Raw genomic sequence first — 26,174 nt, 5'->3', positions numbered from 1 at the left:
TTTTTTGTGAATTTTGGTTTGTATGGCACTATATCAATGGGCGATCGTTTGTCATGTTAGTTTATTTTTTAAACGTATAAATATGATTAAAAAGGAATCTAGATTGTTAATAAGCACAATATTTACTTGTATGAACAGAGTTGATTAATGTCGATTTGGTCTCTAATATATAAAATGATAGTGACTTTAACTTAAATTAATTCAATGTGTTAGGTTTGTTATTTAGATTTTTTAGTAACTAATTTATATTGTTGTTTAACAAATTCTTTACCTTTCACTTTTTTTTTGACATACTTTTAAAAGTATTACTAAAATACTGTAGTGGTTTGCTTGGAGCGGAATTCCAGTTTTCCAACTCGTATTAACATAATAACAACGAGAATATACATGAGCACAATCGAACAGATAGGACACACTAACAAGTCATTGATGGCAAAGCTGCTCGTTCAAATAAGTGCATCAGAACACGGGTTCAGTGGCTTTGATGTTTTAAAAGGTTTTAATACAGCGTTTGTGAGGTTAAATAAATGAAATTCAAACTAACCGTACTAGCGGGGATTGTGGCACTTTCTGGTTGTACAGAAAGTGGAGAAGACAAAAAAGATCTTCCAACGACAACTCTGCCCAATAATTCAGATTATATTGCAGCTGACCCCACAGCCAGTATTTCGGATAGCTCTGCATACAATGATTTTGCGGTGCACGATCCATCAGTGATAAAAGCAGATGGTGCATATTATGTATTTGGTTCGCATTTTGGTGTCGCCAAAACAACCAATTTAATGACTTGGGAAGCGGCAACGCGCGCACCGTTTGATGATTACGAAACAGAAGCCGCTGAAGGTATCGCATGGTCAGATGGTTTTGTCGGTAATTGGGCGGCGAACGTTATACAAGCACCTAACGGTAAATTTTGGTTTTACTATAATCACTGCGCATTTGATAACCCCAATACAGAAGAGCGCGACGAAGTTTGCTGGCATCGCTCTTATATGGGGCTGGCTGAAGCGGATTCGATCGAAGGCCCTTACGTAAATAAAGGATTATTTTTGCGTACCGGCCACACAGATGAAGAAATCCAAGGCGATTTTCCGGTTTATGACCCTGCAACAGGTGAAAATCTAGATTCTTACAACCCTGCGGTTCATCCCAATGGTATCGACCCAACGGCTTTTTATGATAAAGACGGCAATTTATGGATGATATACGGTTCATATTCAGGTGGTATATACATACTGGCAATGGATGAAACCTCCGGGATGCCAGAGCCAGATCAAGGTTTTGGTAAACATTTGGTGGGTGGTGATTTTAACGCCATCGAAGGCAGTTTTATGATGTACAGCCCAGAAAGTGACTATTATTACTTATTCTGGTCGTATGCCGGGTTTGCTGCAGATGGCGGTTACAACATCCGGGTGGCGCGCGCTAAAACACCGGATGGTCCGTTTTTAGATGCTGCGGGTAACGATATGGTGAATGCCCGCACCGCGAACAATATGGGTAATAAATTAATGGGCAGTCATTTATGGACATCGTCCTATGGCGATCCATCTGCTCAGTATGGCTACAATGCTCCAGGCCACAACTCTGCATTATATGATGCAGAATTAGGCAAACATTTATTATTTACCCATACCCGCTTCCCACAAGAAGAAGGCCGTTTTGAAAATATCGAAGCGCATTCTATTCGAATTCATGAAATGTGGATTAACAGTGACGGTTGGTTAGTTGCTTCACCGCATCGTTATGCACCGATTGAGGGGGAAAATATTGCAGACCCTGAAGACATTGCCGGAGATTACCGCTTAATTTTGCAAGGCAATGATTCAAATAATGATGAGCATGAATCTGTTTATGTCACGCTGACCAATCAAGGACGTTATATTCAAGGGCAAGTTTCCGGCTCGTATCGATTATATCCAAGCGAAGGGGGCCGTGTATCATTAACGATTGATGATGTGACTTATAAAGGACATGCTAAATGGCAGTGGAACGTTGAAGATCAGCGTTTGGAAGTGGTTATCTCTGCGATGAGCTCGGCAGGTGAGTCAGTATTTGCTGCTCAGTTACCCGAAAAATCGGTCAGTCAAATTGTAGATGATATCAGTTTAGCAATAGATCAAACCTTCGCAAACCCTGTAACACCAGGTGAGTTATTGCCCGTTACTAAAGATCTTAATTTTTCAACTGAAGGTGCACGTGGTGCGACTATCAGTTGGTCAACCAGTCACCCTAGGTTTGTTTCTAGCACTGGTAAAGTCACTCGTCCGAATGTAGACGAAGGCGATACAGTGGTTACTTTAACGGCTAATGTTGAATTAAAAGGGCAAACAGCAACCATCACTAAAGATGTAAAATTGATTGCGCGTTCTACCTATAACCGTACCGCACATTATTCATTTGACAGCAGCTTAACTGACGGCCTAATGAATTTTGATAATGCCATCGCGATTGGTGCAAACTTAACTAAACCTGAGAGTGCTGATGTCGAGCCAGTTAATGCCGATATTGGCAGCGAAACATTTGTTGAAGGTCAGGTCGGGCAAGCGGTTAATCTAGACGGCAGTTACGGTATTTTGTTGCCGAATAATATTATTGCCAGTGACCAATATACTGTTTCTTTCTGGATGAATGAACGAGCAGATATGCAGTTTAGCCCTGCGTTATTTGTTGGTCATACAGCCGATCCGTTTGAAAGATGGATTAGCTTTTTACCTTCTAGTTGGGATGCTAATTTAATGGTTTGGGCGCGTCATGATGAAGATGACGGTGCTTTCCCTTGGTTTGATGCAGTAACTGGTGTTGCTTATCCAGATCAAGAATGGCATCACGTGGCTTATGCCTATAACCAAGGTTCAGTAGAAGTATTCTTTAATGGTGAGTCAGTTGGTACGGGGAGTGGGTTAGAAGACTTTTTCACCAATAAACCTGCGTCTACGACAATTAGTTTAGGTGTCAATTATTGGAATTTACCGCTTAACGCCTATATCGACGAATTTAAAGTGTACGACGATGCGTTATCAGCGGCTGAAATCAAAGCGTTAGATGTAGATATATTGCCAGCTGATCAGTTATTGAGTATTGCTGAGCAAGATTTGGATTTAGGCAATCTAAACTCAGTAATTGATAACCTAATACTACCGCATACGGGTCCGTTTGCATCTGCATTATCATGGTCATCCAGTGATGATTCGGTGATTAATCCACAAACTGGTGAAGTCACTCGACCTGAACGCGGTCAAGCTGATGTAGAAGTCACTTTAACTGCCACTATTACCTTAGATGGTCAATCAACCACTAAAGAATTTGTCGCCAATGTTATTTCTAAAACACCGCCCGCTCCGGTAGCACGTTTTAGCTTTGAAGATAATGTTGAAGATACAACTGGCAACTTTGCAGCTGGTGAAGCGGCAGATAAAACGGAAACAACACCATTAATTACACCAAGCAATCAAACCTTGACCTATGCACCCGGTGTTGTCGGCTCAGCGCTTGACTTTAAAGGTGATGAAGGTCCGGGCGTTAAACTACCAAATGGTTTAATTCAGGATTATAGCTATACCATTTCTTTATGGTTGAATCCAACGGTTAAAACACAGTTTACCACTGCGTTCTTTGGTTACGCTGCCAGCAATAGTTGGGTGAGTTTAGTTCCGTTTGGCCCGGGTGCTGGCGATACTATGCTGTGGTCTGGTGAAGCTTGGTTTGACGGTACGATTGGTTCGCAGATCCCTGCGGGTGAATGGTCGCACGTGGTACTTGTTGTAAATGAAGGTGTATTTAACGCCTACCTAAATGGTGAACTTGTGAATACATTAAATGGTTTCCCGGATGTGTTTACCCCAGCCGGTGCAAACTCTAAGTTCGCACTTGCGACAAACTTGTTCCCAGTTGATGCAAATTACAATGGGTTGATGGACGAATTGGTGATTTACGATGACCCAATTTCTGTTGATGACGTGCAAGCACTTTATAGCGAGCGAAGTGCTCAATAAGCCGTAATCGATACTTAACCAATATTAGTAACCAGTATTAGTAACCAATAAGCAGTGCAGTGAGGCAATGCCTCACTGCAATCAGAATACGTACAAGCCCAAACAAAGGGCTCTATAGAAAATTTTGGGAGAACAATATGTTTAAACCCTCGTTAGTCAGCTCTGCAATCGCTACCGCATTATTTGCGTTCAGTCACAATGCGATTGCACAAGAAGCTCAAGAAACAGAAGTAGATAATGACGTTGAAGTGATTCAAGTCAGTGGTATACGCGCTTCAATGATTAAAGCCGTCGATCTTAAGCGTGAAGAAATCCAGGTTGTTGACAGTATCGTTGCCGAAGATATTGGTAAATTCCCAGACAATAACGTTGTTGAAGCTTTGCAACGGGTGCCCGGAATACAGGTCACTGACCGCGCATCCGGTGAGGTAAATGCGGTTTCTATTCGGGGTCTAAGTGATGTTACAACCACTATTAACGGTCGCCAAATCTTTATCTCGACTGGTCGTGGATATACTTTGGCCGATACGCCAGCCGCATTAATCGCAGGTGTTGATGTATATAAAACACGTTCAGCGTCTCAAGTTGAAACGGGTATTGCCGGACAAATCGATGTGCATACACAACGTCCGTTTAATTTTGATGGATTTAAACTGGTTGCCGCGGCACGCGGTATTTATCAGGACCAAGCGAAAGAGTTTGATCCGAATGTCAGTTTAATGTTGTCAAATCGCTGGCAGTCAAGCATAGGTGAATTTGGTGCTTTGGTTAACGTCGCGTATGCAGAAACCAATTGGCGTGATATGAATATCACATCTGGTGCAGCGGTACCTTTTGCAGGGCCAGAGCCTCAATCGCCTAATTTACAACCTTTTCAGCGAATCAATGGTGGCTGGCAAGCGGGTTTATTAGAAGGTTTACCTTTCGCTGAAGGTTCGACTCTAACCATCGATGGTGTTGAAGAAGAATACTTTTTAGCTCGGGATGCGGTTTTTGCTTCTGATTTTACCGGTAAACGAGAAAGACCAGCGGCTAATATTTCATTACAATTTAGACCGAATGACCAGTCTGAATACTTGTTTGAGGCTTTCTACAACGGTTATCGTGCACAAAGCTTTAATAGTTTGTTCTTTACCTTTGTCGATTCAAATGCAGACACGAATTTCAATGATGACTTCAAAGTTTTTGAAGGCACAAATATCATCAAAGAGCGTACCGTATATGGTGCCGGTGGTTTTAACAGTGGCGATGCAGGTATTGGCAAAACAGACAGTTACGTATACGCCTTGGGCGGTAAGTGGGAAATAACACCCGACTTTAAACTCGAGTCGGAAATTGTTATGCAAAACAGTACCTTTGAGTCTGAGTTTTTTGCAACCCGCTGGAATCCTAGATTTGAAAATAGCAATGGTGATTGGACGCCAGGTTATTACGGTGTTGAAGTTGATTTTAACAATGGTAATGGTATTCCTTCACTGGCGTTTTTGGATAATCCAGCAACCGAGCGAGATGATTCTGTATTAACGAATCCTGAAACCTACACTATGGGTACTGCTTGGGATAGCGGCGGCAAAGATGAAGGTTCTTCTGTTACCTTTACTTTGGATGGGCAAGTTTATACCGATTTTGCCGGTATTACAGAAGTTAACTTTGGTGTGCGTTATGACGTTCGTAAAGCCGATGGTTATGGTCGTGGTGCACGTGCAGAATGTGCGGACAATGAAGATTTAGGCTTTTACTGTAATGATATCAACGGCACCGATCCAGACTTAGCCTATTACTCATCTGATTTCTTTGATGACAGAGCAGATTTCCCAACAGATTGGGTGATTGGAGACGGAAACCACTTGTTTGCCGAACGAGAATTTTACCGCGATGCGTATGGCTTTAATGGTTACCCAGAAGGTGGTTTGAAGTTGTATGATGGTGGTGTGCCGACCGTGTTTACACTTGAGATGTTCCACGGGATGAGTGCAGAAGAAACTTCTGCTTCGGTTTACACAGAAGCTAAATTCTTATATGAAACCAATATCGGTGATATTGATGGTTCATTCGGTTTACGCTATTCAGATGTAAAAACCGACACTTTGTTTAGACAACGCTGCCGCGATCCACAGGTCTCTCCAACAGCTGATAATGCAATGGATGCAGAGACCATAGTTAATTGTGAAGGCGAAGGTTTACACGAAAGTAGTAAGTTATTGCCCAGTGCCATCGTCCGTTATACCTTTTTGGATGATTGGTTAATGCGTTTTGCGTATACCGAAACCATTCGACGTCCTGATTTTGGGGCATTTAATCCGTTACGATCTTATTCTCCGGATGTCACAAATGTGGGTTATGGAACCGCTTGGCAAGGTAACCCAGATTTGCAACCGGTTGAATCGGTCAATATGGACTTTTCACTGGAATATTATTTTGGTGAAGGCAACGCGCTATATGCCACAATCTTCAGCCGTGATATCGAAGGTTTAATTGTTGATACAACGCGTTCTATCAGTTTGGAAGGCGCTGAATATCCGTTTGTCTTAGCACAGCCGAATAACGCCGGCTCAGCAAAACTAGAAGGGGTTGAACTAGGGTTAGTTTATTTCCCAGAAAACCTACCGGGTGTATTGGATGGTTTTGGTGTGCAAGCGAGCTATACTGCGCTGGAATCTAGTCAGACCAATCCACTGTTTAACAGTGACGGAACCTTTGCCGGGTATGAAGAATCTGAAATGTTTGGTATTTCACCGGATTCATTCAGCTTTGTATTAGCATATGAAAAAGACGATTTCAGTTCGCGTTTATCCTACGTAAAACGTGAAGCATTTATGCATCGTTATGAAGCAAGACTGTTTGCTAACCCGTTGCCGGTATGGCGCAGACCTGAGACCAGTGTTGATTTTCAGGTTTCGTATGACGTGACAGAAGCGCTCACTGTGACTTTTGATGCAACTAATCTTACCAACGAGTTGTATCAGGAATACTATCAGTACGATGATATTTACAACTTCTACACAGGCAACTACAGCCGCACATTTGCACTGGGTCTTCGTTACTCATTGTAAATGCCTGACTCGCTTAGTTTAGCTGATTAAACTAAGTCTGCTTAAAAACCCTCTCATTTACTGAATGAAGAGGGTTTTTGTTTTTCAATTTTTATATTAAAAGTAAATTTTATGTAAAATTTAAGCTGTGCTACACTTTTTAGCAATTTACATCATTGAACGATTTTTTGCCTATTGTTATATACAGTCATTCAGTCTTGATGTGCCAATTTTTAAGTCATTTAGTGTATCGTTAAATTTTATAATAAGGTGAGTTATGTCGACAATCGACTGGTCTGTGCAAGCCGATACTTTTAAACCTGAAGTACGTTCGTTAATAAACGGTCAGCATTTTGATGCAGACGGAGAACTATATAAAAAGACAAGTCCAATTGATTTACGCTCATTGTCCGATATCGCGATTTTAAACGAAAAAGAAGTGAATATTGCGGTAAATGCCGCACGTAAGGCTTACAATTCTCGGTGTTGGGCGGGCTTACCACTGACCAAAAGAAAAGAGATTTTATTTAAATTTTCTGATTTAATTAATCAACACGTCGGCACTTTAGCCTTGTTAGACTGTTTAGAAATGGGCAAGTCGATTCATAATTTAATGTATGACGATATCCCAACCGGAGCGGCCAGTATTCGCTGGTTTGCTGAAGCTTTGGATAAAGTATATGACCACTGCGCGCCCGCACGAGATGGTGCATTAGGAACAATCACCAGTGAGCCACTCGGCGTTGTTGGCGCGATTATTCCTTGGAACTATCCTATGATTATGCTGGCTTGGAAAATTGCACCGGCATTAGCAATGGGTAACTCTGTGGTGTTAAAACCCGCCGAACAATCGACCTATTCTGCAATTAAAGTCGCAGAGCTGGCACTTGAAGCCGGTATTCCACCTGGCGTTTTTAACGTGGTCACCGGCGATGGCCGAACAGGGCAGGCACTTGCTTCGCATATGGATGTCGATGGCATATTTTTTACCGGCTCAACCGAAGTGGGTAAATTAATAATGCAATATGCTGCACAGTCTAATTTAAAAAAAGTTGCGCTGGAATGCGGCGGAAAAAGTCCATTTATTGTGTTAAACAGCTCAAAACAATTAGAGTATGCTGCACAATCGATGGCGCGACACGTCTATTTTAACCAAGGTCAGATTTGTTCTGCGGCCTCGCGACTGATTATTCAAGCCGAATGTGAAGCTGAGTTTTTGGCGTTATTAAAACAGCAAATCAATCAATACCAACCTGCCAATCCTCTGTTAACTGATACGCGCGTGGGGGCTATGGTCAGCCATCAACAATTGGACAAAGTCGTCAATTATGTTGAAATGGCGGTGCAGAGTGGAGCGGAGGTATTTGCCGGAGGTAAAGCGGTTGAGCCCGTCAAAAATGGCGCGTTTTACCAGCCTACTATTTTAACCGGGGTGCGAAATGATATGCCGATTGCACAGGAAGAAATATTTGGTCCTGTGGTATCCGTTATCCGGGTAAAAGACACAGCTGAGGCTGTGCAAGTTGCAAACCAAACTAAATATGGTTTAGCCGCAGCTGTTTGGACTGATGATTTTAATACTGCGCACCAAGTGGCATCGCAACTTAGAGCCGGTACCGTGCACGTTAATGCCTATGGTGAAGATGATGCAACCGTACCATTTGGTGGCATGAAGCAGTCTGGTCTGGGCAAAGACAAGTCGATTTGGTCTTTGCAGCAATATGCCGAAATGAAAACCACTTGGTTCAGATATAGTTAGTTTTTAGTTTTGATAATGAGAGCGTGTATGTGCAAGCGCAACACGCTCTAGGGCCTGTTGATCTTTGTGTGTTTTTTATACATTAGTAATGCATCGGTAACCACATTATAGCGAATGCCAATGACACCATTGAAGCATAATTTCTTTCTAATTTATCGTATTTTGTTGAAATTGCTCTAAAATGTTTAATTCTAGCAAAAGCATTTTCAACTAGATGGCGATATTTGTACAAGCACCAATCCATATCTTTGTTTTTCTTTGTATTGTCTTTACGTCTTGGTATCACTGCTTTGCTATTAGCTTGCTCTGTTACAAAATCCCTAATGGATTGGCTGTCATAACCTTTATCTGCAACCACATAATCGCTTTTCGGTGAGTTCCTAATTAGGGCTTCGGCCATAATAAAATCATTTCGCTGCCCACCTGTCAGTTCAAAATGGACTGGATATCCATAGCTATCTACAGCTAAATGGATTTTGGTAGACAAACCACCACGACTTTTTCCAATTGACTCATCGTTCTGACTTTGTGCACCGCTACTATGCTGATGCGCTCTCACAATAGTGCCATCAATAAATAACCACTCAGAGTCTGTAATATAAGCTAACACTTTGAATATATTATCTAATATCCCTTTCTTAGACCATAAATTAAAGCGCCTATAAACTGTACTCCAATCGCCAAAGTCAGATGGTAAATCGCGCCAAGGAATACCTGTGCGCATTCGGTAGAGAATGCCTTCCAATGTATTTCGATGTTCAAATTTATTATAAACTCGACCTGTTTCTTCCATCAGTAATTTTAGCTTTAACCAAGCTTTATCTGTTAACATAGTTCTAGGCATAACGGCTCATTGGTGTTTTGTTTTTTGGCGAAACCATTATACCTTAGTCGTTATGCCGCCTATTTATTAAACAAAGATCAACACGCCCTAAAGCAGTGCTCTTTGATATTCGCTTTGTTATTTTGCGGGTAACGCCTGCCGTCAGTTTAATGCCCCTTATTTATTTACCTTTGTTTTTTACCACTCGTCTGTTAGCAGTGCGCCGCTTTATCTTTAACTTTTTGTCTGTTTATCGTTTGCGATGTTTTGCAAGATTTTCGTCGCAATATATCCGCCGACTAGTATGGACATATTTTTTCTCAGCGACTACTTTAAAAGCTGACAGCGATTAAATTAGACAGTTTTTAATTTAGACAGCTATCTAATCTAGGCAATTGGTAACAACCTATCATTTGCCAATCAAAGCAAATGATAGGCTCGTCAAAAAAGGGAAATTCAGTATGGCACTTGGGCATGAATTAAAAAACAAAGCGATTATAGCCGCAATTGATAAATCTATGGGTATTGTCGAATTTAATATGGATGGCACCATTGATGATGCAAACCTAAACTTCCTCAATATTGTGGGTTATAGCCTTGAAGAATTAAAAGGCAAACACCACCGGGTACTTTGTGAACCTGAATACGCTGCCAGTGAAGAATACAAAGCTTTTTGGCATGAATTGAATCAAGGTCAATTCAGGTCGGGTGAATATAAAAGAATAAGTAAAAATGGCATGGCTGTTTATTTGCAGGCTACCTATAACCCCGTATTTGATGAAAACGGACAGGTTATTAAGGTGTTTAAGATAGCAGTGGATGTCAGCGATAAAAAACGACTCGAACTCGAAAGGGCAAAGCAGGAAGCCATGTTGATGGAGCTGTCTACACCGGTTATGAAAATATGGGATAAGATGTTGTTGTTACCTATTATCGGTGTGGTGGACTCTCGCAGAGTTCAATTGATTATGGAAATTTCACTGCAAAACATCATGGAATTTCAGGCCAAGATTATGATTTTGGACATACAAGGTGTTCCCGCAGTAGACAGCGCGGTTGCAAACCATCTAATTAAAGTGGCTAAAGCCGCTAAATTAATGGGATGCACTTGCATTATTACCGGCATTTCACCAGCAATTTCACAAGCATTAGTTAATTTAGGCATAGAGCTAGGTGATATCGTGACGCAACCGAGCTTAAAAGAAGGTATGAATGCCGCATTGGTGAGTATGGGCATGGAAATTGGCCAAAGTTCAAAGTGATGAATGCATCAACCGAGTTTTTTGAACCGACGACCTATATCACGCGTGATTGTTTGGTTGTGCCAATTAATCAGGAATTGTCGATAAAAAATGCACTGCATATTCAACGTTTGTTATTGCAAGAAGTTGCAATAAAGAAGCCAGTGGGCGCCATTATCGACTTGTCTGGTGTGTGTATTGTAGACAGTGCATTGTGGCAAGTATTCTACCAAACTGCGAAAATGATCCAGACACAAGGTTACGCTTGTGTTTTTGCGGGTTTGAGTCCGGCTGTTGTCGTTGCAATTATTGAATTGGACGTCAACACTGAAAATGTCAACTTTGCACTGCAACTCGAATCGGCGCTTGAAATGCTGGTGAATAAATGACAGTGCAAAGCTGCACGATTGATATTGTTAGTGACATTGATGTCATGTATGCAGCCATGACTGCTAGAAGAGTATCTGCTGAAATGGGGTTTTCGGTCACGCATCAATACTTAAATGCCACTGCGACCAGCGAATTGAGCCGAAACATATTGGTATATGCTAAGCAAGGTCGCATTGAAATTTTGCCATTACTGAATGCAGAAAAAAATGGCATAAAAATTATTGCTGAAGATAGTGGACCCGGTATCCCTGACATTACGAAAGCCATGACAGAGCACTACAGCACGGGCGGTACAATGGGGGTAGGGTTGCCGGGTGTCAAACGTGCAATGGATGAATTTGAGCTAATAAGTGAACTGAATAAAGGCACTAGAATCACCATAATTAAATGGTTACAGGAGGTTAAGGATGATGGTTAGGTATCCTATTGCTGACAAAGCGCTATCTGATGTGAATGGAGATATCGCTGTGGTTGAATCACATCGCAATCACCTGCTTGTTATATTGGTAGATGGTGCGGGACATGGCATGAGGGCACATCAGATAGCATGTAAAATGGTTCGTTATTTGCAAACACATCAAGCATCAGACCTTCCCAAATTAATGTCTGACCTGCATTCCCAATTTTTAGGAACACGTGGAGGTGTTGCTATTATCGGTAAACTGAGTTTACTTGAGCGGCATTTCAAGTACGTTGCGATTGGCAATATTTTTATCAGGCATGTGGGGGACTCAGCTAAATACTTACCCACTCAGGATGGCGTATTGGGTTATAGTATTCGTACACCTAAACTAAATACAGTGGCGCTTGAAGAGGGGGATAGTTTGGTATTGCATACAGACGGTATATCTATGCGTTTAACTGAGGTGGATTGTCGTAACATGGGTCGCATAGAATCCAATAAAATGGCGTTACAAATAATCAATCGCTTTGCAAAGAATGATGATGATGCATGCTGTGTTGTGATGACATTCAGTTAATATTAATCGAGCCTGAATTGAGGTAGGTTTTATGTTGGAACTAGGAACCTTAACCGTATTCGACGATAGTGCATTGGTTCATTGCCGCTATAAAATTAAATCCCTAGCAGAGCTGCTTAATTTCAGCTCTATTGAAGCAACGCGGTTGGCGACTATTGCATCAGAAATTTTTAATCAAACTAAGCATTTCTCACCGTCTAGCCAGATACGCATTGGGATAAAAACGCAAGCACGTCAATATGGTTTGTTTTTTCAATACTCAGGCGTAACTGCGGCACATCAAATCAGATGTTTTGCGCATGCGCTAGATCAATTGAGCTTTATAAAAGAACAGGATGGCCGCTATCTAATAGAAGTATTTAAATATCTGCCAGAATCTTTTGTTAAACCCTCTTTAGCACAAGTAACTAACGTGAAATCGATGCTTGCGGTAAAAAGTCGGGAAGAGCTAATGGCTGAGCTAAAAAATGCATTTTCCGAAGCTGAATCGGCCACTCGTGCTAAATCAGAATTTTTAGCAAATATGAGCCATGAAATTCGAACCCCAATGAATGCAATCATTGGTTTGAGTCACTTAATACTGCAAACAGAACTCACCGCCAGGCAACAAGATTATTTATTGAAATTACATGGGGCTGCCAATTCATTGCTTGGTTTGCTAAACGACATTTTAGACTTTTCTAAAATTGAAGCAGGCAGAATGGATTTAGAGTCAGTGCCATTTGAATTACAAGATGTTTTAGATAATTTGTCCTGTATTGTCATGCCAAAAGCTAATGAGAAACAATTGGAAATTTTGTTTCACGTACACCCGGAAATACCTAGGGTATTAGTTGGAGATTCGCTTAGACTGGGGCAAATACTCATTAACTTGGTTAATAATGCGATTAAATTTACGCAGCAGGGAGAGGTGTTGGTTGAAATAAAGTTATTACGGCAGCATGAACAAGGCGTCGAGTTGCAATTTTCAGTCAAAGACAGTGGCATAGGTTTGAGCAAAGAAGCAACCAAGCGGTTGTTTAAACCATTTAGTCAGGCTGACAGCTCAACTACACGAAATTTCGGGGGGACTGGATTAGGTTTAACGATTTGCAAAAGATTAACCGAGATGATGGGCGGGCAAATAGGGGTTGAAAGTGAAAAAGGTATAGGCAGTACATTTTATTTTAGCTGTTTTCTTGAAGTTGGCATGGAGGCGAGTCAAGTGTCTACTAAACACGAAAGTAATGTCGAACGACTGCAGAATAAACAAGTTTTATTGGTAGATGACAGTGAAACTTCATTAAAAATTTTGCAAGAGCTGGTAAAAAAATTACAAATGAATGCGGTAACAGCCGATAGTGGACAAACGGCAATTCGCTTAATACAAGAATATGACCGGCAGGGAAAATCGTTTGATTTTGTGTTAATGGATTGGCTAATGCCGGAGTTAAATGGCATTGAAACAGCACAGTTGATTAAAGCAAACGATGAGCTATCTGTACAGCCAATCATCATTATGGTGACTGCGTTTGAAGCTGGTTTAATTACGGACTCGCGAGAAGAGTCATACTGCGATGGTTTTTTAAGTAAGCCGGTGGTACTAGATTCCTTGAAAAAAGCCTGCGTACAGGCGATTGATAAATCTTCATTAAACAATCAAACGACTACAACAAAAGGAAAAATCAATCTTTCGTTTTTCGAACAGCTGTCCGGCAAGAGTATACTACTGGTTGAAGATAATGAAATTAATCAGTTGGTCGCTAAAGATTTATTAGCGCAGGCTAAAATATCGGTTGATATCGCAGAGAATGGTCAAATTGCGGTCGATAAAGTTTTGTCTGGACAAACTTATGATGCAGTTTTAATGGATATTCAGATGCCGATAATGGATGGCCATCAAGCGACAAAAGAAATACGTAAAAACAATAACTTTAATAACTTACCCATAATCGCGATGACAGCCAGTGTCTTGACTAGTGATAAAGAACACTGCATTCAATCCGGTATGAATGATCATGTTGCTAAACCAATAGATCCGAATGTGTTATTTGCAACCCTCAAACGTTGGATAGCAGGCCCACCAACCAGCGCAAAAGCGCCAAATAAACAATTTAAAAGTGGTGCTGTGTCACAAGTAAAGCAATTTTTTCCAACCCTAAAACATATTGATACGGTAGCAGGGGTTAAAAATATCGCTGGTAATATACAAAGTTATAAAAAACTGTTGCTTAAGTTTGCTACGAACAACAAAAATATAGGCGTTCGTATCGAAAATGCCTTGAGTGAAAAAGACCATGATTCTGCCCTACGGTATGCGCATACTTTAAAGGGGGTAGCAGCAACATTGGGTGCACTCGAATTGTCAAAGAGAGCAGCCCAGTTAGAAGAAAGCCTAAAAAACAATAGAGCGCAAAAACGGCTTTATTTAGAAAAGTGCCACCTTGAGTTAGATGCAGTTATTGGTGAAATAGAATCGAATCTGCAGGATGATATCCCCCAATCTGAATCGTTAATAGATGGGGCAAGTATTAGTTTTGATGAGCATATTTCACCTTGGATATCAAAGCTGGACGAAATTAAATCATTATTACAAGAAGATGATACTGATGTCGCCGAGTGTGTTTATCGTCTCATTGATGCGATAGGTCATTCGCCATTAAGAGCGCATCTACTTGTTGTACAAAAACGTGTTGAAAACTATGATTTTGACGGCGCACTGGCAGCACTCGAGACATTATTAAATGCTTCTAAAAACTCTTAATTTTTGTGTTTTTAATTTAAGCATGAGCAAAGCTAGCAGATTACTGAACTTGCAATGATATGGATAGTTAATCTGCATGTTTACTCTGATACTGTAATTATCAAATGTGCGAACTGAAGACGATAAACAGTATCGCAATGAGCGGTTTGAGTAAGTCAAAGTTAAGTAATCTCTATAAGCTAGAGATGCCAACATACTTTCTCAGATTGCACTCTATCTAGTTTTGTGAAGGAGTTAGTCATGCAAGAAGACCATGATGAAAAACCTGTTGTACTGGTAGTAGACGACTCGCCGGAAAATTTGGATGTACTCAGTGGGATACTTAGAGCAGACTACAAAGTAAAAGCAGCTTTATCGGGTGAGCGGGCGTTAAAAATAGCTAACTCATATAAACAACCCGATATGATTTTGTTAGATATCATGATGCCAGAGATGGACGGTTACGAGGTTTGCTTTCGCCTGAAATCTAATCCAGCAACCCGTAAAATACCGGTGATTTTTGTTACCGCTAAAGAACAGATTGATGATGTGACTAAGGGCTTTCGCTTTGGCGCGGTCGATTATATTGTAAAGCCAGTGCAGCCTGCAGTTGTATTGGCTAGGGTAAAAACACAGTTGGAGCTTTATGATCAAAACCGGATGTTAGAAGGTAAAGTAAGGCTTCGCACGCAAGAATTAAATGATACTCGGCTGGAAATAATTCAACGTTTAGGCCGAGCTGCAGAGTTTAAAGATAATGAAACCGGCTTGCATGTTGTAAGAATGAGTCACTATACCCGTTTGATTGCCGAAGCTGTCGGTTATGGTGAAGGATGGGCTGATCTGTTGTTTCATGCATCTCCTATGCATGATGTTGGAAAAATCGGCATACCAGACCATATCTTAATGAAACCCGGACCACTGAATGAGCAGGAATGGGAAATCATGAAAACACACTCAGAAATTGGTGGGCAAATAATTGGCAATCATCAATCAGAACTTTTAAAAACAGCTCAAATTATTGCGTTTACTCATCATGAAAAGTGGGATGGCTCAGGTTATCCATATGGTTTAAAAGGAGAAGAGATACCACTTCCTGGTCGAATCGTCGCTATTGCAGATGTGTTTGATGCTCTAACCTCTGAGCGGCCTTATAAAAAAGAGTGGAGCATAGAGGATTCGGTCCAACAAATTTACCAAGGTAGCGGTACGCATTTTGATCCTCATTTGATTAATATCTTTCGAGAGGTGTTACCTGATATTCTTGATATTAAAGAGCAATATGCCGAATCTAAATATGTCGAAGAACCTGTCACCGGCAGTATGAATGTCATTGAGCTGTATGCAGGTTAACCTGTTAAGTTTCACTGTCGAGGTGAGCGCTTTTTAGGATTTCCGATGGTGCGGTGCCAAATGTATGTTTAAATATTTTTGCAAAGCGGCCTAGGTGAGTGAATCCGCAGGCTAAAGCAACTTCACTAACAGTTGAAGATTCTCGTGTATCTGATAAATAAGTGTATGCTTGTTCGAGTCTGCAATGTGTCAAAAATTCAAAGGGCGTATATGGGCGATATTTTTTAAATGCTCGGCTCAGTGAAGACACACTGCAACTGGCAATCTCAGCGAGCTGTGCCATTTCAATTTTTCTATTGGTATTTTTTCGGATAAATTCTTCAACTAACAGTATTCTTTTTAATTCAGTTGTATGTTGCGGCTTATGCAGCAGATTATACAGATTGTTTGGATAATTCATCAGCATGTCGTTGATAAAAGTATTTTCCAAATCTAGCTCAGCAATAGGGGTATTTGCACGACGATTATTAAGCTTTAAAAAATTAAGGCTGGCAATAAACTTACGAGTGGTTAAGGCGGTTAGTTTATTTTGCAAATTAGGCGTTGGAGAAAAATATAAATCTGGGAATTTTTCCTTTTCCAACCATTGATAGACATGATAATAAAATAATGAATTTGGGATGCATATCTCTAGTTTTTTGCAATTTGAACTGCAGGTTACTTGAGCATGAGTATGCTCGTTTAAAATAATAGGTTGTTGCGCATTTCCCTGGAACTGAGTTAATTCAGTTGTAAATGTACTATCGCCAGACAAATGAATAATCAGCAGCGTACATTGGTCATCAACTTGAGTGCGGTAGTGAAAATTGTGTGTAAATTCCAAATAACTTATGTTGAGGGCATTTGCCTGACAGGTATGAATCAGATACTTAAATGGCGCTTTGTTATCATAAATCCAGGTTATCGTTTGCTTGGGATATAATTGTGCTAAAACCGCCTGCGCAGCTGCAAGATTATCACCCTGATATCGAGTTTGATTCGAAGCTCTGTATGTTTGTTTACGTTTCATTCCTTGAACCTTATTCGCTCATTAAATTTGCGCTTGGTTGCTGTACGCCAGGTGGCGTTAAAGGTCGCTAGGTTTGCAGTTAAGATACAGTATAGTTGATCAATCTTAAATTTGGGATTGTGTTATCGATGAATCTCTTTTGACGGTAAGATGACAAAGTAAGGGGCGGGTTGATTACGAGTGCGCAATATCACAAAGCTACTATAGATCGGCGGGATAATCAAAGAACAAGCTACTAAACTCATAGCTTGTTCTGAAGATATTAATTAAACGCCTATTTTACAGGCTGAGTGATGCCTTCTGTGGTCATTTGGATGCGTTTAATAGAACCATCTTCGTTGTAGTACATTGGCTCTACCGCAACAGAACGGCGGAAGCGACCGCCACTTTCCTGACCATCTTTTGGTGGCAAGCCACCGGTGTGGTAGAAGAAGTAACTTTGCCCTTTAAATTCAATCACAGATTGGTGGTTAGTTTCACTGTTACCGGCCAGTTCGTTTAAAACCCCTTTAAACTCCCAAGGACCATGAATGCTTTTGCTCATCGCATAACAAATCTTTTCCGGGAATTCACAAGCGTATGAAACATAATAGTTATCGTCTTTTTTATGTACCCAAAGCGCTTCGGTAAAGTTAGGTAGGTCAATGGTTTTAATTTCCCCATCAAGCTCTATCATATTGTCCTTTAACTTGACATATTTAGGCATTAAGTTGCCAAAAAACATATAAACATCGCCGTTCTCTTCAATATGAATTGCCGGATCAATATCATCCCAGTCGTTTGGTGTGTGTTTGGTCATATCATCGGTGATTAACGCGCTGCCGCGTGCATCTTTAAATGGTCCGTAAGGGGTATCTGCTACCGCTACACCCACGGCAAAACCCGGCTTATCTTCTTTATGGCGTACCGTTGTATAAAAATAAAATTTACCATTTCGTTCAACCATATGGGCAGCCCAAGCAGAACCTTTAGCCCATTTAAAATCGGTTGCTTTCATGATAGGGCCATGTTGCTGCCAGTTCACCATATCTTTAGAGGTGAATAACAGCCAGTCATGCATCTGGAAAAAAACATTGTTACTCGGTGATTCATCGTGGCCTGTGTACAAAAAAACTGTGTCGTTGTAGACCATTGCAGCTGGGTCGGCTGTGAAAACATTGTCAATAATTGGATTTTTAGCAATAGTACTGCCTGCTGTTAGAAGCATGGATGCAGCCGCTAATGATTTAACTAGGCGTTTCATAATTATAATTTCCTGTTGTAAAAGTAATACAATACTACACAAAATATTTACCAAAATGCAAAGCTTGTCAACCTGTTTTGTAAATTAATGGGTTTTGTAGTTGAGTTGAGTTGAATTAAACTATTTTAATTGGCTAGATTGACAATAGAGATACATCTAATTAACATGTGATATAGTAATACTAATAGTGTTGCGTTAACCGGCCTAAACTGGTGAATTGCGCCGCATGGCTATTTAATTAAGAGGTATAACGGATGCAAGCAGGTAAGTTGTCAACCCTGGAAAAAGTGGGCTTTGGCGCAGGCGATATGGCTGTCAACGTAGTGATATCTGCGATGATGCTCATTATCAGCTTTTTTTACACAGATATATTTGGTTTAAAGCCAGCTGACTTAGGGGTAATGTTGCTTGTAGTGCGTTTAATTGACGCATTCACCGATCCTTTGATGGGCTTGATAACAGACAAATACAATAGTCGTTGGGGGCGCTACCGGCCTTATTTTCTGTTTTTATCTGTACCCTTTGGCATTTCGGTATTCTTAACTTTTAGTACGCCCGATTTAGATTACAACATGAAACTGGTATGGGCATATGCTACCTACATCTTCGTAACTATCATGTTTACCAGTGTCACCATTCCATATATTTCTTTGATTGGTGTATTGACGGATAATCCAAAAGAGCGGTTATCTGCAAATGGCTATCGTCTGTTTTTCGCCAAAATCGCGGCATTTTTAGTGACTATCATCGTTCCTTTAGTGGCCGATGCCGATATTTTTCAAGGCAATATTGCAGCGGGCTATCAAGCTGCAATGGGCATTATGGCGGTACTTGGTGTTTTGCTTTTTCTATTTTGTTTTTTCACAACGACTGAGAGAATTGAGCATATTGTTGATAAAAAACCACTGTTCGAGCAGTTTAAGTTGCTGCTTAAAAATGACCAATGGCTGATTTTGTGTGGAGTCTGCTTTTTCGTCACTATTGGTTATGTTGTACGTGGCTCTATCGCGATTTATTACGCTAAATATTACTTAGGTGGCGATGCGCAATTTCAAAGTTTATTTATGTCAGTTGGGGTTTTAGCAGCCATTTTAGCTATGGTTGCCTCGACTTGGATCACTAAAACTTATTGTAAAGTTAAATTGTTTAAGTTTAGCCAGCTGTCGGTTGGTGTATTCAGTTTGTTGTTGTTCTTTTTGGTACAACCGGGCGACATGATGCTGGCGCTGGTTTTGTATTTTATTCTGTCTTTTGCCGTTGATTTGCATGCCCCTGTTTTTTGGTCTGCGTTATCTGAGTCTGTCGATTATGGTGAGTACAAAAACAAAAAGCGTGTTTCCGGGTTAGCCTATGGCGGGATTTCTTTTGCGCAAAAAGCCGGCATGGGTTTAGCGGGCGCTATGGTTGGATGGATTTTAACGGTATTTGATTATGTACCAAATCAAGCACAAAGCGAAGAAGCCTTATTTGGCTTATCGTTGGCGCTATGTATCGTCGCCGGATTTTTTCATGTAGTCGTTGGTTTATTGATGAAAAAATACATTATCAACGACCAGTTTTATAACGATTTTAAATTAACTTTAAATGTAAATATTCATACGACTGAAGCCGAACAGCAAAATAATAATGTTGCGAGTAACAAAGACGTATGCATTCCTTTAGCTTCACAAAAGTAGTAACCGCGGAGAATTTTGTGACTGATAATAAACCTTTAATTGAACAGCGAGCCGACCCTTTTATCTATAAACACATAGATGGTTATTACTATTTTACGGCTTCTGTACCTGAGTACGATCAAATTGAATTACGTCGTGCAAAAACGATTGCAGGGCTGGCCGATGCAGAAAAAGTAACTGCTTGGCGGAAACCGGATTCTGGCGCATATAGCGAGTTAATTTGGGCGCCCGAGATTCATTTTAATCATGATGCGTGGTACGTGTATTTTGCGGCAGCACCAACACGCGAACTAAAAGATGGCATGTTTCAGCATCGGATGTACGCTATTAAAAATGAACATGCTAATCCATTACAAGGTGAATGGTCATTCTGTGGAAAAATAGAGACGGGTATGGACACTTTCTGTTTGGATGCCACAACATTTTGCCATAAAGGTATACTATATTATGTATGGGCGCAAAAAGAAGTCGGAATAAAAGGTCATTCGAATATTTATATTGCACCCATGGAGACGCCTACTCTGCTCGCTGGAGCGCCTAAACGTTTGACGATACCAGAGTTAGAATGGGAAACGCGCGGCTTTTGGGTTAACGAAGGCCCGGCGGTGATTAAGAAAAATAGAAAAGTATTTATTAGTTATTCGGGCAGTGCAACGGATGAAAATTACTGTATTGGTCTAATTTATGCGGACGAACAAGCCGATCTTTTAGATCCTGCCAGTTGGACAAAAATAGATAAGCCAATATTTCAGACAAATGCAAAAAGTAAAATGTTCGGCCCCGGTCACAATAGTTTCACTGTGTCTGAAGATAACAGCAGGGATGTATTGGTATTTCACGCCAGAAACTATACCAAAATAGAAGGTGATCCTTTGTGGAATCCAGATCGCCATACCTTTGTTAAGTATATCGAATGGGGTGAAGATGGAATGCCTATTTTCGGTTGCCCCTCACAGACGCTAAAAAATTAAGCCACGATTAAGCCACATAATAGTGGCTTTTTTGTTGTTACTTTTTGACATTTATCATTATTGAATACCTTATGAGCAACCTTGTTATGACGCGTATTATTGTATTGTGCATCGTTTTATGGTCTACCGCTGTTCAAGCAGATAAAACGACCGTGCAGCTTCAGCCTTTTCCATTGCCAGCGGTAAAGTTAACGGATGGTCCTTTTTTACATGCCCAGCAGACCAATATTGATTATCTATTGCGAATGGAAGTAGATAGATTATTAGCACCTTATTTGCGAGAAGCGGGTTTGCCTATCAAATCTGAATCGTATGAAAATTGGGAAAATACCGGTTTAGATGGACATATTGGAGGTCACTATTTAACAGCATTAAGCTTAGCGTTTGCTGCATCGGGTGATGAAAGGTTAAAACAAAGGCTTTCATATATGTTGACTGAGTTGCGCAAAGCACAATTAGCAAATGGAGATGGTTATTTAGCGGGCATTCCAGCGGGTCAGTCTGTTTGGAGAGAAGTTGCTAGTGGCAATATTGAAGCTGATTTATTTTCAATGAATAAATTGTGGGTTCCCTGGTACAACCTACACAAAATTTATGCGGGTCTGCGTGATGCCTACCAAATTGGCGGTTATCAGGTTGCACTGACTATGCTGATTGAACTTGCTGATTGGGCGGATCGTTTAGTTGCCAATTTAACGGAAGCTCAGATTCAGCAGATGTTGATAACTGAACATGGTGGAATGAACGAAGTTTTTGCCGATTTGGCTGCGATAACAGGCAACAAAAAGTATCTTAAGCTTGCCGAGTTATTCTCGCAAAAATCGATTTTAAATCCTCTGTTACAAAAACAAGATAAGTTAAATGGCTTACATGCCAATACACAAATTCCTAAAGTTATTGGTTTTAAGCGTGTTGCTGAAGTGGCGGGTAACAATAACTGGACTGACGCGGCTGAGTATTTTTGGCGTACCGTTACACAAAAACGCACAGTTGTGATTGGCGGAAATAGTGTGCGTGAGCACTTTCACGCAGCAGATGATTTTTCTTCTATGTTGGATGATGTTGAAGGTCCTGAAACTTGCAACACATACAATATGCTTAAGCTTAGCAAAATGTTGTTTTTAAACCATCCATCCGCTGAGTATATTGATTATTACGAACGTGCTTTATACAACCATATTTTAGCGTCACAACACCCAGAGCATGGTGGTTTAGTCTATTTTACACCGATGCGTCCAAGTCACTATCGAGTCTATTCTAAACACGATGAAGCAATGTGGTGCTGTGTCGGCTCCGGCATAGAAAATCACAGTAAATATGGTGAGTTAATTTATGCACAAGCTGAAAGTCAATTATTTGTGAATTTGTTTATTGCATCAGAGCTGGATTATCAGCAAGCCGGTTTGAAATTAGAGCAAACGACGCTTTTTCCGGATATCGCTGAAACGACGTTTAAGTTTAAAGCGGCAGGGAAAAGATCAGCTGATTTTATTTTTAATCTGCGTATACCCAGTTGGTTAAATCGCGACGTTTTAATAGTAACTATTAATGGGAAAATAGTTAAAGCGCTTAATATCGACAATGGTTATCTAGCTATACAGCGAACTTGGCAAGCGGGCGACCAAGTTACATTGAGCCTACCTAGTAAACTAGAGTTGGAACAAATACCTGATAAACAAAATTATTATGCAGTTTTAAAAGGCCCTATTGTATTGGCCGCTCAAGTTAACCCGTTTCCACAAGAAAAACTGAATTTTGTCGGTGATGATAGCCGAATGGGGCACATTGCTAATGCCCCTATATGTCCGCCAGAAGCCACCCCAGTGATGGTTGGTGAGCCTGAATCTTTTATCGCACAATTACAACCTGTTGCGGGGCAGTCATTGACTTATCGAGCAAATACAGCTGTTTATAACCCGAACAATGAAAACTTAACTTTAATCCCGTTTTTCCGTTTGCATGATAGTCGCTATCAAATTTATTGGCCGCAGGCTACAAAAGATGATTTGCAAAGCTTTTTACAAAAGGGTGAGCAAGTCGCGGCTGAAAAAGCCAAACTTGAAGCTATCACCATAGATAAAGTCGCGCCGGGCGAACAACAACCTGAAGCCGATCATTTTTTTGCCGGTGAGCGAACCGAAGCGGGTGTGCATATGCGCAGACATTGGCGTCACAGCCAAGCTTGGTTTAGTTATCAAATGAAAGATCAAAACAAAAAAGCAAACTATCTGCGCGTAACTTATTTTGGATTAGATGCGGGACGTCATTTTTCCATTTGGATTGCGGGACAAAAAATTGCAGATGTTGATTTAACCGGTCAACAGGGCAATGAATTCTTCCATGTCGATTATGAGATCCCGCAATCGGTGAAAGATTTATATCAAGATACTTTTGAACTGAAATTCGTGGCCGATGAAGGTTCAGTCGCCGGTGGTATTTATGGTGTTAGGATTATTGAGTAAAAAATCACCGTGAACTTTATACAATAATACTATATAATCATATGGAGGTTGTTATGTTATGCCCTCTATTGTATTGATTAGGTATTTTTATGTATTCACCAACATCATTTAGTAAAGCGCGTTTAAAGCGTCTTGAAAAATTCGGCTACGGGGCCGGTGATATGGCCGTTAACGTGGCTTATTCATCTATGATGTTACTCATCACTTATTTCTATACCGACGTATACGGTTTAAAGCCACAAGATATGGGCATTATGTTTGCCATCGTGCGCATTGTTGATTCTTTGCTGACTCCCATTATGGGCTATATTACCGATAATTATACAACCCGTTGGGGTCGCTATCGTCATTACTTTTTAGCCCTTTCAGTGCCATTTGGTTTATCGATCTTTTTAACTTTCAGCACGCCCGATTTAGATTACGCTGGCAAGTTGGTGTGGGCGTACGTTAGCTATATTTTTGTCACTTTGATGTTTACGGCCGTCACGATCCCGTATATCTCAGTCTTATCTGTCATGACAACAGATAAAGAGCAACGCTTATCTGCCAGCGGATATCGGTTATTCATGGCAAAACTAGCGGCGTTTGGTGTGACGATTATTGTGCCTGTGTTAGCAACTTCCGACATTTGGCAAGGCAATACGCAACTGGGGTTTCAGGCCGCAATGGGCATGATGTCATTGTTAGCCATTATATTGTTGATATTTTGTTTTGCGAACGTACGTGAGCGTATTGTCTATCCCAACGTTAAACTAGGCTTTAAAAAACAAATCCATTATGTGCTGAATAATAAATTACTTATGTTGTTATGTTTAAGTTGTTTGTTGAGTACCATTGGTTTTATGGTGCGCGGCGCGATGGCAATGTACTATGCTGAGTATTATTTAGGTGGCGGTGCAAAGTTACAGTCTTGGTTTTTAGGCGTTAATGTAACCGGCTCTATTTTGGCGATGATAGCGTCAACTTGGCTGACGAAACGTATATGTAAGATTAAGCTGTTTTATCGAAGCCAAATTATAGCGGGTGCATTTAGTGTTTTGATGTACTTTTTGATCGCGCCAGATAGTATTATTTTGGCCTTTATATTATTTTTTATTCTCAGTTTTGTAGTTGACCTACATGCGCCTGTATTCTGGTCTGCAATAGCAGATGCGGTTGATTATGGCGAAGAAAAAGATGGTGTAAGAGTGCCCGGCATGGCTTTTTGTGCGGTTTCATTCTGTCAGAAAATTTCAATTGGTCTCTCAGGTATTATTGTTGGCATTTTACTGGTGATACTCGATTACGTGCCTCAGCAAAACGCGAGTGTGTATACGATGCAGGGAATAGCATTTGCATTTACTATTATACCGGGCGTGTTTCATATTTTAGTTGGTTGTATCATGCGTCATTATCGGGTAACCGATCGGCAGTTTAAGCAAGTTAAAATAGCAAATATAGACATGCAGAAAACGCTAAGTATGCGTGTCGCTGTTAAATAATACGTTTTCAATAGGGCTTTAACAAAGCGGTAGATGAAAGATGATGAGGTTAAAAATAAAAAGAGCTGATCCTTTCTATACCAGCCCTGATTTTGCTTGTTAATGCAGCTTATCGTGTAGAGGATTTATTTTGATTACAATGCTTGCTTAGCACCTTCATCGGTTACATTTAATAAAGAAGACATTTCAAATCGAGCGCGTTCTGGGTTTGCGTCACGAATACCTAAATAGACCGCTTTATGCATGGGTAATGAAGCCAACCAGTACTCTTCACCACGACTCGTTGTTACACTGAATGATTTTATTAAGGCTGCTTCTATCATAATACCAAATGATTCCATAAAAGCATTGCCAGAGGCATCTAAAATGGCTTGATGAAACTCTAGGTCTGAATAAAAAGTTTCTTCTGTACCATAAGTTGCCGCTTCCATTTTATTATACGCCGTTTCAATTGCGGCTAATTGCGCTTCAGTGCGATTGGCTGCTGCTAGGTAGGCGGCTTTGGGTTCGATTGCTTGGCGGATCTGGAATAAATCTTCTAATAACTCTTTGCCAGATGAGGTATCAAAACTCCAGTTTAAAATATCTGGGTCGAGCATATTCCAATATTTTTTCGGATTGACGCGTGTACCGGTTTTCGGGCGTGATTCGATAAGCCCTTTAGCGGATAATACTTTAAAAGCTTCTCTAAGTGCGGTACGTGAAATTTCGAACTCGTTCATGATGATTGCTTCTTGCGGCAATACAGAACCTTCAGGGTAGACACCACTGACAATTCTTTCGCCTAAGGCATTAGCAACTTGGCCATAAAGACTTCTTTTTGTTACTCTTCGTTTGCTGTCTAACACGACACTTCCTTCCCGTAGCTTTAATACTTTATTAATATCATAGTTTTACCGTGTAAACGCATAAATATCCAGCGCTACTTGGTAGTATTTGCCCATATCCTAAACGAAATTACTGTTTTATTAAATCAATCAGTTTATTTTGCTAACAAAAAACCGAGCCATTGAAGCTCGGTTTGTATGTAATATCGG

General features: G+C 40.6%; 17 protein-coding genes. 13 read left to right on the top strand and 4 right to left on the bottom strand.

Annotation, left to right across the window (positions count from 1 at the left end; translation table 11 throughout):
• Positions 1 to 527 precede the first annotated feature (527 nt).
• From FNT16_RS03370 to FNT16_RS03360, 3 genes are all read left to right on the top strand, one after another.
• Positions 528 to 3,995 (top strand): LamG-like jellyroll fold domain-containing protein, encoded by a 3,468-nt coding sequence (locus tag FNT16_RS03370; protein WP_143870217.1) that lies wholly within the window; start codon positions 528 to 530, stop codon positions 3,993 to 3,995.
• 137 nt (positions 3,996 to 4,132) lie between these two features.
• Positions 4,133 to 7,048, top strand: a complete 2,916-nt coding sequence (locus FNT16_RS03365) for a TonB-dependent receptor (RefSeq protein WP_143870216.1) — start codon at positions 4,133 to 4,135, stop codon at positions 7,046 to 7,048.
• Positions 7,049 to 7,304: 256 nt separating this feature from the next.
• A complete protein-coding gene (locus FNT16_RS03360) occupies positions 7,305 to 8,786 on the top strand; it encodes an aldehyde dehydrogenase family protein (RefSeq protein ID WP_143870215.1) in 1,482 nt (493 codons plus the stop codon).
• 82 nt (positions 8,787 to 8,868) lie between these two features.
• Here the strand turns inward: FNT16_RS03360 and FNT16_RS03355 are convergent, their stop codons facing one another.
• Positions 8,869 to 9,630 carry an IS5 family transposase gene (locus tag FNT16_RS03355; RefSeq protein WP_143870214.1) on the bottom strand — a complete coding sequence of 254 codons (762 nt, stop codon included), beginning with the start codon at positions 9,628 to 9,630 and terminating at the stop codon, positions 8,869 to 8,871.
• A gap of 440 nt (positions 9,631 to 10,070) precedes the next feature.
• On the opposite strand from FNT16_RS03355, the gene FNT16_RS03350 reads away from it, so the two are divergent.
• The 6 genes from FNT16_RS03350 (at position 10,071) to FNT16_RS03325 (ending at position 16,295) form a co-directional block, all read left to right on the top strand.
• The gene (locus tag FNT16_RS03350) at positions 10,071 to 10,871 is read left to right on the top strand and encodes a PAS domain-containing protein (protein WP_143870213.1); all 801 of its coding nucleotides are present in this window, start codon (positions 10,071 to 10,073) and stop codon (positions 10,869 to 10,871) included.
• Entirely contained in the window at positions 10,871 to 11,239 is a 369-nt protein-coding gene (locus FNT16_RS03345) for an STAS domain-containing protein (protein ID WP_143870212.1), read from the top strand. The genes FNT16_RS03350 and FNT16_RS03345 overlap by 1 nt, the downstream gene beginning before the upstream one ends.
• Positions 11,236 to 11,658, top strand: coding sequence for an anti-sigma regulatory factor (locus FNT16_RS03340; protein ID WP_143870211.1), 423 nt, complete (start codon positions 11,236 to 11,238; stop codon positions 11,656 to 11,658). Before FNT16_RS03345 ends, FNT16_RS03340 begins: the two co-directional genes overlap by 4 nt.
• Positions 11,648 to 12,220 (top strand): SpoIIE family protein phosphatase, encoded by a 573-nt coding sequence (locus FNT16_RS03335; RefSeq protein ID WP_143870210.1) that lies wholly within the window; start codon positions 11,648 to 11,650, stop codon positions 12,218 to 12,220. The genes FNT16_RS03340 and FNT16_RS03335 overlap by 11 nt, the downstream gene beginning before the upstream one ends.
• Before the next feature lie 31 nt (positions 12,221 to 12,251).
• Positions 12,252 to 14,963, top strand: a complete 2,712-nt coding sequence (locus FNT16_RS03330; RefSeq protein WP_143870209.1) for a response regulator — start codon at positions 12,252 to 12,254, stop codon at positions 14,961 to 14,963.
• Positions 14,964 to 15,203: 240 nt separating this feature from the next.
• Positions 15,204 to 16,295, top strand: coding sequence for an HD-GYP domain-containing protein (locus FNT16_RS03325; RefSeq protein WP_143870208.1), 1,092 nt, complete (start codon positions 15,204 to 15,206; stop codon positions 16,293 to 16,295).
• Between the two features lie 4 nt (positions 16,296 to 16,299).
• On the opposite strand, the gene FNT16_RS03320 is transcribed toward FNT16_RS03325, so the two are convergent.
• Both FNT16_RS03320 and FNT16_RS03315 read right to left on the bottom strand, forming a co-directional pair.
• Positions 16,300 to 17,304 carry a helix-turn-helix transcriptional regulator gene (locus FNT16_RS03320; RefSeq protein WP_143870207.1) on the bottom strand — a complete coding sequence of 335 codons (1,005 nt, stop codon included), beginning with the start codon at positions 17,302 to 17,304 and terminating at the stop codon, positions 16,300 to 16,302.
• Between the two features lie 274 nt (positions 17,305 to 17,578).
• Entirely contained in the window at positions 17,579 to 18,547 is a 969-nt protein-coding gene (locus FNT16_RS03315) for a glycoside hydrolase family 43 protein (protein ID WP_143870206.1), read from the bottom strand.
• Positions 18,548 to 18,801: 254 nt separating this feature from the next.
• Between FNT16_RS03315 and FNT16_RS03310 the strand changes: the two genes are divergently transcribed.
• The 4 genes from FNT16_RS03310 (at position 18,802) to FNT16_RS03295 (ending at position 25,137) form a co-directional block, all read left to right on the top strand.
• Positions 18,802 to 20,223 (top strand): MFS transporter, encoded by a 1,422-nt coding sequence (locus FNT16_RS03310; RefSeq protein ID WP_143870205.1) that lies wholly within the window; start codon positions 18,802 to 18,804, stop codon positions 20,221 to 20,223.
• A 17-nt stretch (positions 20,224 to 20,240) separates the two neighbouring features.
• Entirely contained in the window at positions 20,241 to 21,194 is a 954-nt protein-coding gene (locus tag FNT16_RS03305) for a glycoside hydrolase family 43 protein (protein WP_246072340.1), read from the top strand.
• An 86-nt stretch (positions 21,195 to 21,280) separates the two neighbouring features.
• Positions 21,281 to 23,656 carry a glycoside hydrolase family 127 protein gene (locus FNT16_RS03300; protein WP_143870203.1) on the top strand — a complete coding sequence of 792 codons (2,376 nt, stop codon included), beginning with the start codon at positions 21,281 to 21,283 and terminating at the stop codon, positions 23,654 to 23,656.
• Between the two features lie 89 nt (positions 23,657 to 23,745).
• The gene (locus tag FNT16_RS03295) at positions 23,746 to 25,137 is read left to right on the top strand and encodes an MFS transporter (RefSeq protein WP_143870202.1); all 1,392 of its coding nucleotides are present in this window, start codon (positions 23,746 to 23,748) and stop codon (positions 25,135 to 25,137) included.
• 134 nt (positions 25,138 to 25,271) lie between these two features.
• Here the strand turns inward: FNT16_RS03295 and FNT16_RS03290 are convergent, their stop codons facing one another.
• On the bottom strand, positions 25,272 to 25,985 hold the full coding sequence (locus tag FNT16_RS03290; protein ID WP_143870201.1) for a FadR/GntR family transcriptional regulator: 714 nt from the start codon (positions 25,983 to 25,985) through the stop codon (positions 25,272 to 25,274).
• Between the last annotated feature and the right edge of the window lie 189 nt (positions 25,986 to 26,174).

Origin of the sequence: Catenovulum sediminis (assembly GCF_007289895.1) — a bacterium.
In the GTDB taxonomy this organism is placed as follows: Bacteria; Pseudomonadota; Gammaproteobacteria; order Enterobacterales; family Alteromonadaceae; genus Catenovulum; species Catenovulum sediminis.
The sequence above is the reverse complement of the archived record's forward strand: the minus strand, read 5'-3'. Positions and strand labels throughout refer to the sequence as shown.

Bases quoted from the DNA above. Each gene is read 5' to 3' on its own strand.
- FNT16_RS03370 (WP_143870217.1), top strand. From the start codon at position 528: ATGAAATTCAAACTAACCGTACTAGCGGGGATTGTGGCACTTTCTGGT.
- FNT16_RS03365 (WP_143870216.1), top strand. From the start codon at position 4,133: ATGTTTAAACCCTCGTTAGTCAGCTCTGCAATCGCTACCGCATTATTT.
- FNT16_RS03360 (WP_143870215.1), top strand. From the start codon at position 7,305: ATGTCGACAATCGACTGGTCTGTGCAAGCCGATACTTTTAAACCTGAA.
- FNT16_RS03355 (WP_143870214.1), bottom strand. From the start codon at position 9,630: ATGCCTAGAACTATGTTAACAGATAAAGCTTGGTTAAAGCTAAAATTA.
- FNT16_RS03350 (WP_143870213.1), top strand. From the start codon at position 10,071: ATGGCACTTGGGCATGAATTAAAAAACAAAGCGATTATAGCCGCAATT.
- FNT16_RS03345 (WP_143870212.1), top strand. From the start codon at position 10,871: ATGAATGCATCAACCGAGTTTTTTGAACCGACGACCTATATCACGCGT.
- FNT16_RS03340 (WP_143870211.1), top strand. From the start codon at position 11,236: ATGACAGTGCAAAGCTGCACGATTGATATTGTTAGTGACATTGATGTC.
- FNT16_RS03335 (WP_143870210.1), top strand. From the start codon at position 11,648: ATGATGGTTAGGTATCCTATTGCTGACAAAGCGCTATCTGATGTGAAT.
- FNT16_RS03330 (WP_143870209.1), top strand. From the start codon at position 12,252: ATGTTGGAACTAGGAACCTTAACCGTATTCGACGATAGTGCATTGGTT.
- FNT16_RS03325 (WP_143870208.1), top strand. From the start codon at position 15,204: ATGCAAGAAGACCATGATGAAAAACCTGTTGTACTGGTAGTAGACGAC.
- FNT16_RS03320 (WP_143870207.1), bottom strand. From the start codon at position 17,304: ATGAAACGTAAACAAACATACAGAGCTTCGAATCAAACTCGATATCAG.
- FNT16_RS03315 (WP_143870206.1), bottom strand. From the start codon at position 18,547: ATGAAACGCCTAGTTAAATCATTAGCGGCTGCATCCATGCTTCTAACA.
- FNT16_RS03310 (WP_143870205.1), top strand. From the start codon at position 18,802: ATGCAAGCAGGTAAGTTGTCAACCCTGGAAAAAGTGGGCTTTGGCGCA.
- FNT16_RS03300 (WP_143870203.1), top strand. From the start codon at position 21,281: ATGACGCGTATTATTGTATTGTGCATCGTTTTATGGTCTACCGCTGTT.
- FNT16_RS03295 (WP_143870202.1), top strand. From the start codon at position 23,746: ATGTATTCACCAACATCATTTAGTAAAGCGCGTTTAAAGCGTCTTGAA.